This window comes from Endozoicomonas sp. SESOKO2, from assembly GCF_024606245.1.
In the GTDB taxonomy this organism is placed as follows: Bacteria; Pseudomonadota; Gammaproteobacteria; order Pseudomonadales; family Endozoicomonadaceae; genus Endozoicomonas_A.
This window is the reverse complement of the sequence record NZ_JAHHPQ010000441.1, coordinates 1-3,126: the sequence shown is the minus strand read 5'-3', so window position 1 is coordinate 3,126 and position 3,126 is coordinate 1. Positions and strand designations below refer to the sequence as shown.

Genomic DNA, 3,126 nt, shown 5'->3' with positions numbered 1-3,126 from the left:
GTAATATTGGTTACCATACCCACACCCCCGCGAGCACAATCAATACAGCCGACAGAATAATGGTGATGATCGCACCAGCCTTGCCTGACTCTTTACCTTCACCTACACCCACATCCATTAACAGATGCTTGACACCTGCAACAAAGTGGTAAATCAGACCGGAAAGCAGCACCCAGACAATAAATTTGACCGGGCCACCCGACATGAGTGTTTTCAGTTTCGCAAAGGACTGTTCCGAAGACAGCGACAGGTCCAGTGCATACAGCAGGAAACCAACTCCGACAAATAGCAATATGCCCGAAATCCTGTGCAGGATCGAGGTATAAGCTGGCAGAGGTAGTTTGATTGTGGTTATGTCTAGATTGACAGGTCTTTTGCTATTCACGTTTTTTGTCCCAACGCCCGAGGCGTGCACAGCTGAATCAGCAACATTATCCAGAGGTTATGACCTACTCGGGATCATGCCCTCTATCATCAGGTTTACCTGAACAGGCCACCCTGACTGCAGGCTAAGAAACCGCGTTAATTGTTGTTAACGTTCTCTTCTCACCCCCCCCTCATGAAGCCCTCCACGACTTCGGCTGTGAAGTATAAACAGTTCGGTTTTCAATTACAATTGATTAACCCACTAAGCAAATTTACTATAGACCTCTGAGTTTATTGCGCAGACTTTTTCAACGACACACATGTTTGACAAACAGATTTCTGGCCCTATAGTGGTCGAACCGTGAAAGGGGCCCAACCATAAAAAAACTTATTCTGTGAGCACAATAATTTGGGTCCGAGACTAAGATAACGGCAGAATAAACGGCAAGACAGGAGCCTATGATGGCTGAAAAGAAAGCAACCCTCTCGATTGACGGCAAACAACTGGAACTTCCTGTACATACGGGCTCTCTCGGCCCAGATGTTGTTGATGTTCGCGGCCTGACTGCCAACGGTTTGTTTACATACGACCCCGGTTTCGTATCTACAGCTTCCTGCGAGTCAAAGATCACTTACATAGATGGTGAAAAGGGTGTGCTTCTGCACCGTGGTTACCCTATCGAGCAGCTTGCTGAGCACTCTGACTATCTGGAAACCTGCTACCTGCTGGTTTATGGTGAACTTCCCAACAGGAAGGAGAAAAAGCATTTTGAAGACACCATCATGCGTCATACCATGATTCATGAACAGATGGTAGACCTGTTCTCCGGCTTCCGTCGCGACGCTCACCCTATGGCCGTGATGTGCGGCGTAGTAGGCGCTCTCTCTGCCTTCTATCACGATTCACTGGATATCACTAACGAACGTCACCGTGAAATTTGCGCCTATCGCCTGATTTCCAAGATGCCAACCCTGGCAGCTATGACCTACAAATACTCCATCGGACAGCCGTTCGTCTACCCGCGCAACGATCTGGGCTACGGTGGCAATTTCCTGCATATGATGTTTGCTACGCCCTGTGAAGAGTACGAAGTTAATCCAGTTCTGGCTCGTGCCATGGATCGTATCTTCCTGCTGCATGCAGACCATGAACAGAATGCTTCAACATCGACTGTGCGCCTGGCAGGCTCCAGTGGTGCCAACCCATTCGCCTGTATTGCTGCTGGCATTGCAGCTCTGTGGGGGCCGGCTCACGGTGGTGCCAACGAAGCGGTACTGGTTATGCTGAATGAAATCGGTGATGAGAAACACATCGATGAGTTCATTGACCGCGCCAAGGACAAAAACGATCCCTTCCGTCTGATGGGCTTTGGTCACCGCGTCTACAAGAACTTTGACCCACGTGCCAAGGTTATGAAGCAGACCTGTGACGAAGTACTGAGCGAACTGGGCCTGGAAGACGATCCTCTGTTCAAGATCGCCAAGCGTCTGGAAAAGATCGCCCTGGAAGACGAATACTTCGTTGAGAAGAAGCTGTATCCGAACGTGGACTTCTACTCCGGTATCATTCTGAAAGCTCTGGGCATTCCAACAGAGATGTTCACTGTAATCTTTGCAACCGGTCGTACACCGGGCTGGATTGCTCACTGGCATGAAATGATCAGCGGTGAATACCGCATTGGTCGTCCGCGCCAACTTTACACCGGCGAAACTTCCAGAGATTTTATTCCGGTATCTGACCGCTAAGCAGCCTCCTGAAAGCCGGTGCTATTATCGGCTTTCAGACCTCCTCTGTTTCACCTGCCTCAGACTTTTTGTGTCATTTCAACGCCTTTGAAACATGACTGCCACTATTTCCCGGGGGACCAAAAACATCGTTCCGGACTGATTAATCGTAATGCTGGCTGAACCTGTCAAACGGACAAGGGCCAAAACATTCTTTAGATGCTTTCAGTCTCGTCTACTTTTAACCGATATTACCTATGAGTAGCTTAGGGAGTAGTGTCCCGGCATGAACGGCTAGTACGATAGAGCTAATACGATAAAACAATGACTGAACTTTTCCTGAACCCAGAGCCCTGGATTGCTCTGGCAACTCTTACCGTCCTGGAGATTATTCTGGGCATCGACAACATCATTTTTATTACAATCGTTGTCGACAAACTGCCTGCACATCAACGCAACAATGCCCGCAGACTGGGACTATTACTGGCAATGTTCACAAGGATCCTCCTGCTACTCTCCATTACCTGGATCATGACACTCACTGCCCCGCTATTCCATCTGTTCAACCATGCCCTATCCGGTCGGGACCTGATTCTTCTCGGTGGCGGGCTCTTTCTGCTCACCAAAGCCACTCATGAGATCCATGACGCTCTTGAACCCGGCGAAGATGAAGGACCTCACCTTAAACCAAGAGGGTATGCTATAACTCTTATCCAGATTGCCCTCATCGATATTGTTTTCTCCCTGGATTCAGTCATCACCGCAGTAGGGCTGGCAGAACACCTTTGGGTTATGATTACCGCCATTGTTATTTCGGTAGGCATTATGATGCTTGCAGCGGCGCCTGTTGGAGAATTTGTCAACAACCACCCTTCCTTCAAAGTGCTAGCGCTTTCCTTTCTGGTTCTGGTGGGTGTCTCTTTGATAGGAGACGCTCTGGACTCTCATATCCCGAAAGGCTACCGCGACGGGGACATGGCGTCTTGTAGGGAGGGGGAGATGCTCAATAAATGGAGAATACTTTCCTGTTACTTG

The 3,126-nt window shown here is 49.1% G+C and carries 3 protein-coding genes; 2 read left to right on the top strand and 1 reads right to left on the bottom strand.

Going from position 1 to position 3,126, the window contains the following annotated elements:
• Nucleotides 1-10: 10 nt before the first annotated feature.
• Nucleotides 11-385, bottom strand: coding sequence for a succinate dehydrogenase, cytochrome b556 subunit (gene sdhC / locus KDK17_RS09970; protein WP_257254649.1), 375 nt, complete (start codon nt 383-385; stop codon nt 11-13).
• Nucleotides 386-828: 443 nt separating this feature from the next.
• Between sdhC and gltA the strand changes: the two genes are divergently transcribed.
• Together gltA and KDK17_RS09960 are read left to right on the top strand one after the other, a co-directional pair.
• On the top strand, nt 829-2,112 hold the full coding sequence (gltA, locus tag KDK17_RS09965; RefSeq protein ID WP_257254661.1) for a citrate synthase: 1,284 nt from the start codon (nt 829-831) through the stop codon (nt 2,110-2,112).
• 303 nt (nt 2,113-2,415) lie between these two features.
• Nucleotides 2,416-3,126 (top strand): TerC family protein (locus KDK17_RS09960; RefSeq protein ID WP_257287987.1); only part of this gene is annotated, 711 nt, incomplete at its 3' end.

What these genes read in the sequence shown, in the direction of transcription:
- gltA (WP_257254661.1), top strand. Translation starts at nt 829, where the DNA reads ATGGCTGAAAAGAAAGCAACCCTCTCGATTGACGGCAAACAACTGGAA.